This window comes from Streptomyces xiaopingdaonensis (assembly GCF_000262345.1).
GTDB classification, from domain to species: Bacteria; Actinomycetota; Actinomycetes; order Streptomycetales; family Streptomycetaceae; genus Streptomyces; species Streptomyces xiaopingdaonensis.
In genome coordinates this window covers 12819-25283 of the sequence record NZ_AJTQ01000063.1, presented here as the reverse complement: position 1 = coordinate 25283, position 12465 = coordinate 12819, and the positions used below count along the sequence as shown (strand labels likewise).

15 protein-coding genes and 2 pseudogenes are annotated in these 12465 nt (G+C 73.6%); 7 read left to right on the top strand and 10 right to left on the bottom strand.

Going from position 1 to position 12465, the window contains the following annotated elements; all coding sequences use genetic code 11:
- Nucleotides 1-92 precede the first annotated feature (92 nt).
- A pseudogene (locus UWG_RS31960) lies at nucleotides 93-275 on the bottom strand (alpha/beta fold hydrolase); the annotation flags it as partial.
- A gap of 317 nt (nucleotides 276-592) precedes the next feature.
- Nucleotides 593-1336: an SDR family oxidoreductase gene (locus tag UWG_RS0105095; RefSeq protein ID WP_016906123.1), complete on the bottom strand. Its 744-nt coding sequence runs from the start codon at nucleotides 1334-1336 to the stop codon at nucleotides 593-595.
- Between the two features lie 145 nt (nucleotides 1337-1481).
- Between UWG_RS0105095 and UWG_RS0105090 the strand changes: the two genes are divergently transcribed.
- Complete coding sequence (locus tag UWG_RS0105090) at nucleotides 1482-2408, top strand: LysR family transcriptional regulator (RefSeq protein ID WP_016906122.1); 927 nt, start codon at nucleotides 1482-1484, stop codon at nucleotides 2406-2408.
- A gap of 71 nt (nucleotides 2409-2479) precedes the next feature.
- Here UWG_RS0105090 and UWG_RS33560 read toward each other — a convergent pair.
- Together UWG_RS33560 and UWG_RS0105085 are read right to left on the bottom strand one after the other, a co-directional pair.
- A pseudogene (locus UWG_RS33560) lies at nucleotides 2480-2629 on the bottom strand (DUF4440 domain-containing protein); the annotation flags it as partial.
- 66 nt (nucleotides 2630-2695) lie between these two features.
- Nucleotides 2696-3424 carry a tyrosine-protein phosphatase gene (locus tag UWG_RS0105085; RefSeq protein WP_016906121.1) on the bottom strand — a complete coding sequence of 243 codons (729 nt, stop codon included), beginning with the start codon at nucleotides 3422-3424 and terminating at the stop codon, nucleotides 2696-2698.
- A gap of 103 nt (nucleotides 3425-3527) precedes the next feature.
- Here UWG_RS0105085 and UWG_RS0105080 point away from each other — a divergent pair, with 103 nt between their 5' ends.
- Nucleotides 3528-4094 (top strand): mismatch-specific DNA-glycosylase, encoded by a 567-nt coding sequence (locus UWG_RS0105080; RefSeq protein ID WP_016906120.1) that lies wholly within the window; start codon nucleotides 3528-3530, stop codon nucleotides 4092-4094.
- A gap of 96 nt (nucleotides 4095-4190) precedes the next feature.
- Nucleotides 4191-4436, top strand: a complete 246-nt coding sequence (locus UWG_RS0105075) for a hypothetical protein (protein ID WP_016906119.1) — start codon at nucleotides 4191-4193, stop codon at nucleotides 4434-4436.
- Nucleotides 4437-4452: 16 nt separating this feature from the next.
- Here UWG_RS0105075 and UWG_RS0105070 read toward each other — a convergent pair whose 3' ends face one another.
- Together UWG_RS0105070 and def are read right to left on the bottom strand one after the other, a co-directional pair.
- Nucleotides 4453-5040, bottom strand: a complete 588-nt coding sequence (locus tag UWG_RS0105070) for a CGNR zinc finger domain-containing protein (RefSeq protein ID WP_016906118.1) — start codon at nucleotides 5038-5040, stop codon at nucleotides 4453-4455.
- An 83-nt stretch (nucleotides 5041-5123) separates the two neighbouring features.
- Nucleotides 5124-5732 carry a peptide deformylase gene (gene def, locus UWG_RS0105065; RefSeq protein ID WP_016906117.1) on the bottom strand — a complete coding sequence of 203 codons (609 nt, stop codon included), beginning with the start codon at nucleotides 5730-5732 and terminating at the stop codon, nucleotides 5124-5126.
- A 140-nt stretch (nucleotides 5733-5872) separates the two neighbouring features.
- Between def and UWG_RS0105060 the strand changes: the two genes are divergently transcribed.
- Nucleotides 5873-6433 (top strand): helix-turn-helix domain-containing protein, encoded by a 561-nt coding sequence (locus UWG_RS0105060; RefSeq protein ID WP_016906116.1) that lies wholly within the window; start codon nucleotides 5873-5875, stop codon nucleotides 6431-6433.
- Between the two features lie 6 nt (nucleotides 6434-6439).
- On the opposite strand, the gene UWG_RS0105055 is transcribed toward UWG_RS0105060, so the two are convergent.
- Genes UWG_RS0105055 through UWG_RS29505 form a run of 3 tightly spaced genes read right to left on the bottom strand, consistent with a single transcriptional unit; the run spans nucleotide 6440 to nucleotide 8442 of the window.
- Nucleotides 6440-7336, bottom strand: a complete 897-nt coding sequence (locus UWG_RS0105055) for a ketopantoate reductase family protein (RefSeq protein ID WP_029391180.1) — start codon at nucleotides 7334-7336, stop codon at nucleotides 6440-6442.
- 43 nt (nucleotides 7337-7379) lie between these two features.
- Entirely contained in the window at nucleotides 7380-7859 is a 480-nt protein-coding gene (locus UWG_RS0105050) for a GNAT family N-acetyltransferase (protein ID WP_016906114.1), read from the bottom strand.
- A 46-nt stretch (nucleotides 7860-7905) separates the two neighbouring features.
- Nucleotides 7906-8442 carry a hypothetical protein gene (locus UWG_RS29505; protein ID WP_016906113.1) on the bottom strand — a complete coding sequence of 179 codons (537 nt, stop codon included), beginning with the start codon at nucleotides 8440-8442 and terminating at the stop codon, nucleotides 7906-7908.
- Between the two features lie 151 nt (nucleotides 8443-8593).
- On the opposite strand from UWG_RS29505, the gene UWG_RS0105040 reads away from it, so the two are divergent.
- The 3 genes from UWG_RS0105040 (at nucleotide 8594) to UWG_RS0105030 (ending at nucleotide 11946) form a co-directional block, all read left to right on the top strand.
- Nucleotides 8594-9277: an HAD family hydrolase gene (locus UWG_RS0105040; RefSeq protein WP_033195973.1), complete on the top strand. Its 684-nt coding sequence runs from the start codon at nucleotides 8594-8596 to the stop codon at nucleotides 9275-9277.
- Nucleotides 9278-9518: 241 nt separating this feature from the next.
- On the top strand, nucleotides 9519-10847 hold the full coding sequence (locus UWG_RS0105035) for a globin domain-containing protein (RefSeq protein WP_016906111.1): 1329 nt from the start codon (nucleotides 9519-9521) through the stop codon (nucleotides 10845-10847).
- 115 nt (nucleotides 10848-10962) lie between these two features.
- Nucleotides 10963-11946 (top strand): pyridoxamine 5'-phosphate oxidase family protein, encoded by a 984-nt coding sequence (locus UWG_RS0105030; RefSeq protein ID WP_016906110.1) that lies wholly within the window; start codon nucleotides 10963-10965, stop codon nucleotides 11944-11946.
- 16 nt (nucleotides 11947-11962) lie between these two features.
- Here UWG_RS0105030 and UWG_RS0105025 read toward each other — a convergent pair whose 3' ends face one another.
- Nucleotides 11963-12460 carry an NUDIX domain-containing protein gene (locus UWG_RS0105025; RefSeq protein ID WP_016906109.1) on the bottom strand — a complete coding sequence of 166 codons (498 nt, stop codon included), beginning with the start codon at nucleotides 12458-12460 and terminating at the stop codon, nucleotides 11963-11965.
- Nucleotides 12461-12465: the final 5 nt, after the last annotated feature.

Here is a 12465-nt window from a genome sequence, read left to right as displayed (position 1 = left end):
CGGCGGAGGCCGGGTCGTTGGAGAACTCCGGCCGCGGACGGTCGCCGACGACCCCGGCGATCCGTCGGTCGGCAACCCACCGCCGGCTCGGCGGCCGTCTGCGGTGGCGCCTCCAGGACGGGCGTGTGTCCGGCACCGGGCAGCAACTCGACCGTCGCGCCTGGAACTACGCGGTGGTCGGCCGCGGAAGAGGGGCGCCATCTGCGGTCCTCGTCGCCGAAGACCACCAGGAGCGGCTTGCCGAGGACGGTCAGCCGATCCGGGAGCGTCCGCTCGTACCTCGGCCTCCGGCCGAAAAGCGCCGCGAAGCCGGTGCGGTCCGACCGCGCCGTGCACCGTGTGGTCGCGGGTGAAGGCGCGGCCCGAGCCGGTGGACGGCGGCCACTGCGGTCAGTTCCATCTGCACCGGGAGATCAGGGCGTTCACCGGTGGAATTCCGGCGACCGTCGGGCGAGCCCTTCGTGACGGTGGACGACCGCGCACGGCCGACCGGCGCGAGGCAGCGCACCGCTACCGACGCCGCCTCCGCGGGGCCCGGAGCCGCGGGGGCGGCGCCGAGGTGGCCGCCCCCGCGGTGGTGAGCCGCCGCTGGTCAGAGTTGGGAGCCACCGCCGTCCACAGCGAGTTCGGTGCCGGTCGTATAGGTGGCGTCGAAGGCGAGAAAGGCGACTGCCTTCGCGACCTCGGCGGGGGTGCCCATGCGCACCATGGGGTTGTCGGCAGCCATCTGCTTCTTGGTCTGCTCCGCCGCCTCCAGGGGCATCGACTTCTCCAGAATCCCGGAGTCGATCGGGCCGGGGCTGACCGCGTTGACGCGGACCTTCCGCGGGAGCAGTTCGCGGGCGAAGCTGCGGGTCATCGAGCGCAGAGCCGCCTTGCTCGCCGCGTAGGCGCTGAGCGCGGGAAGGCCCAGCACGTTCGCGACCGAGGTGCTGAGCACGACGCCGCTCCCCTCGGCGAGCAGCGGGGCGAGCTTCTGGACCGTGAAGTACGGGCCCTTGGCGTTGATCGTCTGCAGCTCGTCGAAGAGCTCTTCGCTCGTCTCCTCGAACGGGGCGAAGCCGTTGACCCCGGCGTTGGCGAACAGGGCGTCGATCGTTCCGAACTCGGCCTGTACGCGGTCGGCCAGCGCGCGGATGTCGGAGAGCGACGACGCGTCGCTGCGTACCGCCGTCGCGTTGTCGCCCAGTCGGCTGCGGGCGGCGTCGAGCGTGTCCCGGTGGCGCCCGGTGATCAGCACCCGTGCCCCCTCGTCCACGAGGAGCCGGGCGGTGGCCAGGCCGAACCCGCTGCTGCCTCCCGTGATCACGACGTTCCTGCCCTCGTACCTGCCCATGGCGGACACCTTTCGTCTCGGAGATCGCACCCGCCGGATCGGCCCGGTGGGTGCGACTTCGAGTCAACCTCCGTGCGAACAGAGGCGTCCAAGTCCTGTTTCGTACGCCGTCATGCGGGATCGTCATCACGCGTAAGGTGTCCGCATGTCCGACGAACCCCTGCTTGCTCCGGCCCTCGGGCCGGAACCGGACCTCGACTTGAGGCTGGTGCGGTACTTCCTGGTCGTCGCCGAACATCTGCACTTCGCCAGGGCGGCGGAGGCGCTGCACATCGCCCAGCCCTCCCTGAGCCGGCAGATCCAGCGGCTGGAGGACGCTCTCGGCGTGCGCCTGCTGGAGCGCACCACCCAGGGCACCGGCCTCAGCGCGGCTGGCGCGGCGTTTCTGCCGCGGGCCCGGGAGCTCCTGCACGCCTCCCGGCAGGCGGTGCACACCGCACGCGCTGCGGCGCCGCCCCGCACGCTCACCGTCGGATACGTCGAGGACCTCGTCGTCACGGCCGCGGTGCGGGAACTGCGGCGCCGCCGTCCCGACGCCCATGTCCGCACCCGTCACCTGGACTGGGACGGAACCGGCGCCCTCCCCGACCGCCGGGTGGACGCGCTCGTCGCACGCACGCCGCTTCCGATCCCGACCGAGGACCTGAGGATGACCGTCCTCTACGACGAGCCCCGGGCGCTCCTCGTACCCGCGTCCCACCGCCTCGCCGGAACGGAGTCGGTCAGCCACCGCGACATCGCCGCCGAACCTCTCGTGGCCTGTGCCGGTATGGCCGCGATCTGGAGCGGGTTCTGGCAGCTCGAACCCCGGCCGGACGGCAACGCCGCTCCCGTCGGCCCGCTGCTGGTGGACACCTACGAGGACAAGCTGGAAGTCGTCGCCGACGGGCGAGCCGTCGCTGTCGTCCCCGCGTACGACCGGCGCTGGGCGCTCCGCGACGACCTCGCCACCGTCCCCGTCGACGGGATCGAACCCTGCCAGGTGGTCGTCGCCTCCCGCGCCGACGACCACAGTCCGCTCGTCAGCGACTTCCACGATGCCGCGAGCCGGCTGCTCGTGGGTCCGCGCTGAGAGGGCGGCCCCGTCCGCCGAGCCCGGCAGCGCGCGCCGGAGTTCACCCGCCGGCGCCGACCCGTCCTGGTTCAGCTCGCCGGTGTGCCCTGGTGGAAGTACATACGCCGGCCCGTGTCCGTCCGACGCCACAGGGAGCTTCGCCATGTCCGGCGTCCCACGAGGTCGGCGAGGTACGTCAGGTGAACGACGTCCGGAGCGAGTACGGCTCCCGACAGCTCGCCGACCCTGACCGAGGAGGCGGGGACCGTCGCCGGGCGGGCGGCTCTCCGTGACCGCGGGGGCGGTCAGGCCTCCAGCAGCCGCTCGCGCAGGGCCGCCACGAGCGCGTCGTCGACGTCGAGTCGGTGGGAGGCGTAACCGCGTACGGAGCCGTAGCGCTGGTTGAGGTCGGTGAGGAAGAGCTGCATGACCTCGGCGGGGGCGCGGCCGTAGGCGGGCCAGCGCAAGGTCAACTCCGGGTGTTCCGCGTGCCATTCGGCGACCAGGCGGGCCGTGGCCTGCTCGGTGAGGGCGAAGTCGGCGACCACGTCCTGCTCGTCGACGCCGAGGAGGGAGAGGACGAGCATGGCGAGGAGGCCGGTTCGGTCCTTGCCCGAGTGGCAGTGGAAGACGAGGGGCGCGGTGTCGGCGGCGACGACTTCCAGCGCCGCACGGAGCTCGGCGGTGCCGTCGTGGGCCACCTCGGCGTACCTGTCGGCGAGGTACCGCGCGGGGTCGACGTCCGGGTCGAGGCCGGCCTGGTCGTAGGGGCGGTGTTCGATGCTGAGGTTGTGGTAGGCGAGGCTCGGATGTTCGGGGACGCGTCCGCTGCGGGTGATCTCCCAGGGGTAGCGGAGGTCCACGACGGTGCGGGGGCCGAGGGAGAGGAAGAGGTCCCAGTCGGCGCCCCGGAGTTTGCCGAGGGAGTCCGAGCGGAAGAGGCGGCCCCACCGTACCCGGCGCCCGTCAACGGAGCGATAGCCGCCCAGATCACGGAAGTTGTGCACGTGCGTGAAGGTGACGTGTCTCTGCACACGGCCACCATACGGCCGACCGGCGCATCGCGGCCCGCGCGAGCACGTTCCGGAGCCCGGCGCCTCGCTACGGTGCACGGGGTCGGACGCGGAGAGGTGGCGGATGGGACGGTTCACGCGGGAGGAGCTGGAGGCGGCGAGGGACGTGCGGCTGCCCGACCTGCTCGCCGACGGGCTCGCAGTGCTCTTCGTCGGGATCAACCCGGGCCTCGCGTCGGCGGCCTCCCGGCGCCACTTCGCCACGCCGGGGTCGCGGCTGTGGCCGGCCCTGCACCGTTCGGGGTTCACGCCGCGGCGCCTCGCACCGGGCGAGGAGCGCGAGTTGCTCGGCTGCGGGCTCGGCATCGCGAGCCTGGTGGCCAGGCCCACGGCCCGGGCCTCGGAGCTGACGGAGCGGGAGTTCGTCGAGGGGGGAAGGCGGCTGCGGCGCACGGTGCGGCTGCGGCGTCCCGGCTGGGTCGCCTTCCTCGGGGTGACGGGGTTCCGGGCGGCGTTCGGGGCCCCGCGGGCCGGCGTCGGCCCGCAGCGGGAGGCGATCGAGCGGAGCAGGGTGTGGGTGCTGCCGAGTCCGAGCGGACTCAACGCGCACTACCCGCCCGAGGCGCTGGCGCAGGAGTTCAGACGCCTGCGGGAGGCCACGGGGCTGCCCGACCGCTCGACGTGCGCGTAGTCCTCAACCGGCGCAGGCGCAGGGCCACTTACCCGTGACGGGCTGATCGAACAGACTTGCCCTATCGTGTGACGACCACATACGTGAGGGGGCGTCGTGTCGTATCCGCAGCAGCCGTACCCGTCCAAGGGTGACTCCAACACGCTCAGCATCGTCGGCATCGTGCTGGGGTGCGTGGCGTTCCTGTTCTGTCCGCCGCTCTTCGGCATCGCGGGGCTCGTGTGCGGCATCGTCGGCAACTCGAAGGGGGAGCGGCTCGCCGGCACGGCGATCGGGGTGTCGATCGCGGGGCTCGTCCTCGGGATGGTCATCGGGTTCGCCTTCGGGACGCTCAGCGTGTGACGCCGGGGCGAGTCCGTCAGGCGCGCTCCTCGCCCGTGACCTTCCGCGCGCGGTGGTTGGCGACGTTGAGGCGGTTGCCGCAGAGCGCAGGCATGCAGTATCTGCGGCGGCCGGCCTTGCTCGTGTCCACGAAGACGCCGTCGCACACGGGCGAGGCGCAGTTCCGGAACCGTGCGTGGCCGAGGGTGCGGAGGACGCCGAGGAATCCGGCAGCGGCGAGCGCGCCCAACTCGTCGGCGAGCGGGGCGACCCGTGCGGTGCACAGGTGCCACTGCCACCGTCCGGCGCTGTCGCGGAGGAGGGTGGGGACGGTGCCGGCGCGGGTGAGCAGCTCGGTGGCGCCGGTGACGACGGAGGTCTCGTCGCCGGCGAGGACGAGGGCGCGCAACTCCTTGCGGAGGAAGCGCACCTCGTCGAGGTCGTCCGTGGTGAGACGGGGTGCGGCGAGCATCGCGTACGGCTCGACGCCGTGCTCGACGAGGAAGCGCCCGAGGGCCGTCGGGCTGGTGAGCGCCTCGCCCGAACTTCTGCCCGTGGGAGCGGTGTTGATCAGGTCGGTGGCGAGTCCGGCGCCGAGCGCGTAGTCGGACATGGGCGTCTTCATACCTTGCTCCCCAGGGACGGTAATCGGCGTAAGAAAACTTTACCCATTAGAGAGCTGAACCAGACCTCCGCGCGCCCAGGCGGTCAGGGCGCGGTGTGCCCCAACTCCTGTGCGTTGGCGGCGCGACGCGCCATGACCTCCTCGCGGCGCTCCGCCATCTCGCGCAGGGCCTGCTTGCGTGCGCGGGCGGCGAGGCGGTCGAGGTACAGCCGCCCGTGCAAGTGGTCGGTCTCGTGCTGGAGGCACCGCGCGAAGTAGCCGGTGCCCTCGACGGTGACCGGGCGGCCGTCGCGGTCGCACCCGTGCACGACGGCGCGGTCGGCGCGGGGCAGCTCGGCCCCGGCCCCCGGCACCGAGAGGCAGCCCTCGACGTCCTCCAGCAGGCGCCGGTCCTTCGGCGCGACCGGCTCCAGTACCGGGTTGACGACGTGGCCGACGTGGCGCGTGCCGTTCTCGTCGAGGCAGTCGTAGACGAAGAGCGCGAGGTCGAGGCCGACCTGGTTGGCGGCGAGCCCGGCACCGTCGGCGACGTAGAGCATGAGGAACATGTCGTCGACGAGCGAGGCGAGTTCCGGGGTGCCGAACTCGGTCACCTCGCGGCACGGCCGCCGCAGCACCTCCTCGCCGACCTCGGTGATCCGCCGCGGGGCACCTCGCTCCGCCTCGGGCGGGAAGAGCGGGTAGCCGTCCACCGGCTCACCCTGGAGCCGGGTCCGACCGTCTGCGGGCCTGGGGCGTGAGAGGGCCAACGTGGGTGCTCCTTACGGGCCTCGTGGTGGCAGCGCACGGTGCGCTGTTGCCAACTGCTTTGCAAAGTAGCAGACTTTGCAAAGTGACCGAAGAGGAATCAGCCGAGCAACCCGCCGCCTCACCCGGCCTCCCCGCCCACCCGATACGCGACGAACTCCTCGCCCTGCTCGTCGAGTCGGGCACCCTCACCTCCACGGAGGCGGCCGCCCGCCTCGGCCACAGCTCCGGCCTCTGCTCCTTCCACCTGCGGCAACTCGCCCGGTACGGACATATCGAGGAGGCACCGAGCACCTCCGGGCGCGCCCGCCCCTGGCGCCTCGTCAGCGCGGCGTCCCCCGCGCCCGCGGGCCGAGCTCCCGACCCGCTCGACGGGTTCGAGCGCGGCCTGGAGGACGAGAGCTTCCACCGCTGGCGGAGTCGGCGCGCGGAAGCGCCCGAGGAGTGGCGGAAGGACGAGGCGTTCAGTGCCCTCGCCTACCTGACGCCGGAGGAGACGGCCGAGGTCTCCGCGGTGCTGCGCCGCGCCCTCGACCCGTACCGCGCCCGCGAGTCGCGCCCCGAGCTGCGTCCGGAGCGGGCCGCGCCCGTCGCGCTCGTCGCCCGCCTCTTCCCGCTGCTGTCGGACGACGACCGCGGGGCGTGACGCGCGTCAGCCGCTCACCGGGGCGCCTTCGCGCTCCGCGACCTCCGCGACGAGGCGCTCCGCGGTCGGCGCCGGCACCCCCACACGTGCGGCGGCGCGCAGCAACGCGCCGCCGATCGCGTCGAGTTCGAGGGCGCGGCCGGCCTCGGCGTCGCGGAGCATGGAGGACTTCGTCGGGGCGGGGAAGGTGTCGTACTGGGCGAGTACCGCCTCCGCGTCACCGGGGGCGCCGTCGGCCCGGCCGGCCGAGACGGCCTCGGCGACGACGGCGCCGAGCTCGGCGCGGTGCCGGGTGCGGACCTCGCCGAGGGTCGTGCGGTAGCGCGTGGTGAGCAGGGCGGCCGGCGCGAGGAAGTACAGCTTCTGCCAGAGGACGGCGGCCTCGCTGCCGCCGAGCGAGGTGGGCACCCCGGCCCCTTCGAGCAACCGCGCGGCGCCCTGGAGGAGTTCGTGCGGTACTCCGTCGCCCGCGAGGGTGACCTCCGCGAAGGGGCTGGTGTGCGCGATCACTCCCGGCTCCACCCGGGTCGACTCCACGCGGATCGCCCCCGGTGCCACGCGCCGCTCGTCGTGGTGGGCCCGCAACAGGCCCGGGTGCTCCAGGCCGTTGAGGAGCGGTACGAGCAGCGCCTCGCCGAGCGCCTCGCGCGGTATGCGGGCGAGCGAGGCCGCGAGCGCCGTGTGCTTGACGCCGAGGAAGCAGACGTCGACGGGCTCGTGCAGCTCCGTCCGCGCCTCGACGCGCGCCGTGAACTCCCCGTGCGCCGCGCTGGATACGCGGAGCCCGCGCTCCCGCAGGACCCCGGTCGTCCGTTCGCCGGCGAGGCAGACGACGCCGTGCCCCGCGCGCGCCAGCAGGGCGGCGAGGAGTCCGCCCACCCCGCCGGGTCCCACTACCGCCACTCGCCTCGGTTCCTCGGTCCGCACGGGGGTCTCCTCTCGGTGGTCAGTCCAGCGGCAGCTTGTAGCCGACGTGCGTGGCGCGGAACCCGAGCCGCTCGTAGAAGCGGTGCGCGTCCTCGCGCGTGGCGTCGGAGGTGAGTTGGACGAGCGTGCACCCCTGCCGCGCCGCCTCGTCGACGGCCCACCGCACCAGGACGCGGCCGAGGCCGCCGCCCCGCGCCTCGCGTGCGACGCGTACCGCCTCGATGGTGCCGCGCGTCGCGCCCTGCCGTGCGAGCCCCGGCGTGAGGGTGAGTTGGAGGGTGCCGAGAGGGCGCTTCTCGTCGTGCTCGCGGCAGCCGACGACGAGGCGCTGGTGGGGGTCGGCCGCGATGCGGTCGAACGCCTCGCGGTAGGGGGCGGGCCGGTCGGGGCGCTCGCGGGACGAGCCGAGCGCGTCGTCGGCGAGGAGCGCGACGAGGGACGGGAGGTCCTCGGCCGTCGCGGCGCGTACGGTCCAGCCTGCCGGTGGTTGCTCGGGCACGCCGCCGAGACTAGGCCGCCGAGCGGCGCCGCGGGAGGCCGCGGTGCTATTCGACCGAAGCGGCGCCCGCCGTACGGGAGTCGGCCGCGGGCCTCGCCGCCGTACGGGTCCTGGCGAGGCGCTCCTCGGCGAGGGCGCGGCGGCCGATGCGCGTGCGGCCCCAGGGCTTGAGCAGGGAGAGCGCCATCATGAACAGGTAGAGCGAGAGCGAGACCACGGGCGCCGCGATGAGGTCGCCCGCCTCGACCTCCTCGCCCGCGGCGGCCGCCTCGGCGGCGGCGGAGACGCGCGGACGGAGCGCGAAGAGCGTGGCGGTGGCGGTGGCGAGGGTGAGGGTCAGCTTCACGAGGACCCAGTAGTGGCGGAGCAGGCCCCAGTGGGTACCGAGGCCGAGCGCGAGCCCGGTGAGCAGGGTCAGCAGGGCGAGCGGTACGAGCAGCCAGTCCCCGAAGAGGTGCATTGCGCGGTACGCGGCCTCTTTCGTCGCGGCCGATTCCGTGGCGCCGCCGGTGAGGCCGAGCGCGAGCAGCCCGACGCTCAGCCCGAGCCAGGAGGCGGAGGAGCAGGCGTGCAGCACGGTCATGGTGCGCCGGGCGGGGCGAGGGAGCTGGGGTGGACGCGGCATGGGGACACGGTGCCCCGGCGGGGCCTGGCGGCGCGTCGCACGGCGGGAGGCTCCGGGGCTACTCGTGGGGGAGTACCGCGGCCCTGGCCGCTCCGCCTACCCTGCGGTCATGGACGCGACGACCACCCGGCGCCGACTGCACGTCTTCGACCTCGACGGCACGCTGCTCCACGGCACGGCGGCGCCCGTCGAGATCTCCAGGAGGCTGGGTGTCGAGCAGGAGGTGCTCGCTCTCGAACGGGCCTTCGCCGCGCAGGAGTTGGCGCCCGGAGAGTTCGCGATACGCGCCTGCGAACTGTGGGCGGAGCTCACGGAGCACCACGTGGCCGCGGCCTTCGACGGCGCGCCCTGGCTCTCGGGAATCCGCGAGGTCTGGTCCGAGATCACCGCACGCGGCGACCGCTGCGCCGTCATCTCCCTTTCCCCCGACTTCTTCGTCAGCCGCCTCCTCGACTGGGGCGCGCACGCGACGCGCGCCTCCCGCTGGCCGAAGCTCCCGCCGCTCGCGCCCTCGGGCGGCGGGCGGTATCCGAGCGAGCCCGTCGACCCGTCGGGAATTCTCACGCCGACGGCCAAAGTGGAGCTGGCGCGCGAACTCTGCGCGGATTTCGGGGTGGCGCCGCGGGACTGCGTCGCGTACGGCGATTCCCGTTCCGACGCCGAACTCTTCGCGGCTGTCCCCGTGTCGGTGGCCGTCAACGCCGACGCACACGTGCGGGACCTCGCCTCGCACCACTACACGGGCCGCGACCTGCGCGAGGCGTACGCACTCGTGGCAGGCGCGGGGAGCTGAAGGACGGCGGGGGCCGAATCCGCCGGGCCGCGGCGGAAATCGGGCCCACGGCGCATCCACGGGGTTCGAGGGGGAATTGTGAACGGGGTTGTGTGAAGTGGCGTAATGGGTATTGTCGGAACGGCATCGCGCGGTAGCGGTCCGGGGAGGATTCCGCTCCCGGTGCCGGAATGGCCGCTGCCCCGCCGCCGTCGGCGGATCTGCGGGGCGCTGCCGCAGAAGCTGCGAGACGAGGCCCCGGATGACGACCATGCCGCCGGACGGCAACCTGTGGTTCGCTTCAGCGAACGGCGCAGGGCGCCAACCGGACGCGCACGCGCGGCCGTCGGCGACCGAGGGCGCCCACGTGCGCGTCGAGCAGCGGTCCGCGCCCTGGGGAGGCCCGCCGTACGCGCAGCCGACCGAGCCGTCCCCCGCGCGGTACCACCGCCCCGCGCTCCACCCGCAGGACGCCGCGCTCCTCCGCCGCTCGCTCGACGAGCTCGCGCCCGTCGCGTCCGAGGCGACCGGGTACTTCTACTCGCTGCTCTTCGTCCGCAACCCGGAGCTGCGCAGCCTCTTCCCGCTCGCCATGGACGTCCAGCGCGACCGCCTCTTCCACGCGCTGCTCACCGCCGCAGGGCTCGCCGAACACCCCGCCCGGTTCACCGGGTTCCTCTCGCAGCTCGGCCGCGGGCACCGCAAGTACGGGACCTCGCCCGACCAGTACCCCGTCTTCGGCGAGTGCCTCCTCGCGGCCGTCTCCCGCTGGGCGCCGCTCAGTTGGGACGCGGCGACGCAGTCCGCATGGATCAGCGCCTACACCGCGATCTCGCAGACGATGATCGACGCGGCTGCCGAGGAGGCGAGGCACGCCCCCGCCTGGTGGCACGCGGAGATCGTCGACCACCGCCGCCGCACACCGGACGTTGCCGAGATCACGCTGCGCACCGACCGCGGCTACCCCTTCCGGGCGGGCCAGTACGCACCCGTCGAGACCCCCTGGTGGCCGAGAGTCTGGCGGCACTACTCCTTCGCCTCGGCACAGCGCGGCGACGGCCTGCTCACCTTCCACGTCAAGGCAGTCGCCGGCGGCTGGGTCTCCACCTCGCTCGTGCGGCGGGCCCACGTCGGCGACGTCCTGCGGCTCGGCGCGCCCTCCGGCACCATGACCGTGGACCACGGGGACGAAAGCGGCCTCCTCTGCCTCGGCGGCGGCACGGGCATCGCCCCGATCCGCGCGCTGATAGAGGAAATCGCGGTCCACGGCGGACGCCGCCCCGTCGAGGTCTTCTACGGCGCGCACAACCGCGACGACCTGTACGACCTCGCCGAACTCCGCATCTGGGAGCAGCGCCTCGGCTGGCTCGCCGTACGCCCCGTGATCGCGGCGCCCCCCGGCTCCAACGGCGCGCTCCCGGGCCTCCTCCCCGACGCCGTACGCCGCTTCGGCCCCTGGCACGCCTTCGACGGCTACCTCGCGGGCCCGCCGGGACTGATCCGAAGCGGCGCCGAGGCGCTCCTCTGGTCCGGCATCCCCCAGGGCCGTATACGCCACGACGCCGTCGCCGAACTCACGGGCGCCGGCTGACCCTGCACACACCGTCCGGCGGCGGCCGAGGGAGGATCGACAGCAGACGTCACGCATCGGAGCAGACCACGACACCCCGGAGCGTCCGGCGGATACCGAGAAGGAGGAGGCAGCCGTGGCGGAGGGAGAGCGGCGGACCGGGGGCGGCCCGCGCCGGCGGGACGGTCTGCCGGGCAGCGAGGGCGAGCACGAACTCCAGCGCCGGATGGGCACGTCCGCTCGCGCCGAGCGGTTCTACCAGGAGCAGGTGCTCGACCATCTCAACGCACGGATGCAGGAGTTCACCCGGCACCAGGAGATGTTCTTCGTCGCCACCTCGGACGCCGCCGGTGCCTGCGACTGCAGCTTCCGCGCGGGCCCGCCCGGCTTCGTCCACGTCGTCGACGAGTACACCCTCGTCTACCCGGAGTACCACGGCAACGGCGTCCACGCGAGCCTCGGGAACCTGCTGGAGAACCCGCAACTCGGCCTGGTCCTCGTGGACTTCACCCGGGCGAGGATCGGCCTCCACATCAACGGCAGGGGCGAGGTCGTCCCGGACGCCGAGGTGCGCGCCGAACTTCCCGCCCTTCCCGTGGACCCGGTGCCGGGACGCCAGGCCGAGCTGTGGGTCCGGGTCTCCGTGGAAGAGGCGTTCATCCACTGCGCCAAGCACGTACCGCACCTCCAGAAGGCCCCCGGACGCCCGGCCCGCGAGTGGGGCACGGACGACTACAAGCGCAAGGGCGGCGACTTCTTCGGCGCCGCCCGTTCCGCCGACGAGCGCTCCGTGGCGGCCGAACGGCACGTCGACGTCGTCCGCGCACCGCGGAGCGAAGGGGCCGCCGCCCTTCCGATCGGCGGCTCCGTCCCACAGCCCGTCGCATCGGCGCAGTCGGTGCCGCCCCCGGACGGCGTCGAGCCGCATCCCGAGGAGCCGACCCCCGACACCACCATGGCGCTCCGGCAGACCGAGCTGCCCTCCGGACCCCCGCAGCCGTCCCCGAGCGCCGAGGCCGACCTGCTCCTCCGCCAGGCCCAGCAGGCGCTCGCCGAGGCCCGCCGCCGAGGGGAGCGCTCCGCGCGCGAACCCGACTCGTTCCACGGGTGGTTCGGCTGACGGAAGCGCCGCGCCCTCAGCCGAGGTCGTGCGCGAGCAGCGCCTGTACGCCCTCGATGTTGGCGCGCAGATAGGCGCTGAGGCTCTCGGGCACCACCTCGACCGAGTCCAGCCCGGCCCGGCCGAAGGGGATGCGGACCACCTCGTAGCTCCCGCGGGGCGCCTCGACCTCGGGCCCGTGCCGCTGCGAGAGATCCATCGACGCGAGCCGGCAGACGAAGAAGTGCTGCACCTTGAGGCCCGGCGGGTGCGCGCGGTGCAGGACCGTGTCGACGAAGGCCGGCACCACGTCCGTCACCTTGGCGCCCAGTTCCTCGTCCACCTCGCGGTGGAGCGCCTCCACGACGCTGCCGTCGATGCCCGGCTCCACGCCGCCGCCCGGAGTGATCCAGTACGGCTCCGCTCCCGGCTTCGTCCGCTTGATCAGCACCATCTCCACCGCGCCCGAGGCGATTTCGCCGTCGAGGAGGATGGCGCGTGCGGTGCGCTTCACGACGGGGGTTTCGTCGCCCATCTCCG

Coding starts and splice junctions, on each gene's coding strand:
- UWG_RS0105025 (WP_016906109.1), bottom strand. CDS start 12,460: ATGGGCGACGAAACCCCCGTCGTGAAGCGCACCGCACGCGCCATCCTC.
- UWG_RS0105080 (WP_016906120.1), top strand. CDS start 3,528: ATGGGACGGTTCACGCGGGAGGAGCTGGAGGCGGCGAGGGACGTGCGG.
- UWG_RS29505 (WP_016906113.1), bottom strand. CDS start 8,442: ATGACCGTGCTGCACGCCTGCTCCTCCGCCTCCTGGCTCGGGCTGAGC.
- UWG_RS0105040 (WP_033195973.1), top strand. CDS start 8,594: ATGGACGCGACGACCACCCGGCGCCGACTGCACGTCTTCGACCTCGAC.
- UWG_RS0105070 (WP_016906118.1), bottom strand. CDS start 5,040: ATGAAGACGCCCATGTCCGACTACGCGCTCGGCGCCGGACTCGCCACC.
- UWG_RS0105035 (WP_016906111.1), top strand. CDS start 9,519: ATGACGACCATGCCGCCGGACGGCAACCTGTGGTTCGCTTCAGCGAAC.
- UWG_RS0105095 (WP_016906123.1), bottom strand. CDS start 1,336: ATGGGCAGGTACGAGGGCAGGAACGTCGTGATCACGGGAGGCAGCAGC.
- UWG_RS0105090 (WP_016906122.1), top strand. CDS start 1,482: ATGTCCGACGAACCCCTGCTTGCTCCGGCCCTCGGGCCGGAACCGGAC.